Origin of the sequence: Ectobacillus ponti (genome assembly GCF_024294785.1) — a bacterium.
Taxonomy (GTDB): Bacteria; Bacillota; Bacilli; order Bacillales; family Bacillaceae_G; genus Ectobacillus; species Ectobacillus ponti.
In genome coordinates this window covers 1-763 of record NZ_JANCLT010000059.1, presented here as the reverse complement: position 1 = coordinate 763, position 763 = coordinate 1, and the positions used below count along the sequence as shown (strand labels likewise).

The 763-nt window shown below is 43.3% G+C and carries 1 protein-coding gene; it reads left to right on the top strand.

What is annotated here, in order from left to right; genetic code table 11:
• Nucleotides 1-458, top strand: a 458-nt coding sequence (locus NK662_RS24560) for a jacalin family lectin (RefSeq protein WP_254761337.1), incomplete at its 5' end; no start/stop codon positions are given.
• Between the last annotated feature and the right edge of the window lie 305 nt (nt 459-763).

Genomic DNA, 763 nt, shown 5'->3' with positions numbered 1-763 from the left:
GTCACAGATACATAGTAGGACAGAGGCTACAAATTAAAATGACCACACAACTTGTTAAGATCGGGACATGGGGTGGAAATGGAGGAGGTCGTGTAGACCTATCTGTACTCCCAAGGAGCTTGAAAAGCGTGACAATCCGTAGTGGTGCAGCCATTGATGCTATTGCCTTTACATACATTGGCACAGATGGGAAGGAACATCTTGCAGGTCCTTGGGGTGGTGGCGGTGGAAATCCAACTACGATTACACTTGGATCTCAGGAATTCGTGAAGGGAATCTCCGGAACTTTTACCAACGTCGTGACAAACCTTAAAATTGTCACCAATGTCACCACTTATAATTTTGGACAAGGTGGTGGAACTGCTTTTAGCCTCCCGCTGCAGAGCGGCAGTGTGGTTGGTTTCTTCGGACGCGCGGGAGCACTTGTGGACTCTATCGGAGTTTATGTCCACATATGATATATATTATCTACATATGAATATATCCTTGGATATATGGTTGGATCAGTGCTCATGATAAATTCACCCCTAGGTCTATTCGTTTAATCCCTCAACAAGAAGTTAAGTGAGATTTGTAGGAGAATAATTTCACATTTATTGAGGTGTGGAATTAATCCCCTCAATTCTCTCTAATCTCTCTCTTGGGAATGAACCGAACAAGACCTAAGGGTGATATTTCTTTCAATCACTATATAACTATACATATATAGTGTGCATGTGTATGTGCTTGGACTAGGTCCAAGGGTTTACCACACTAGCGCCCC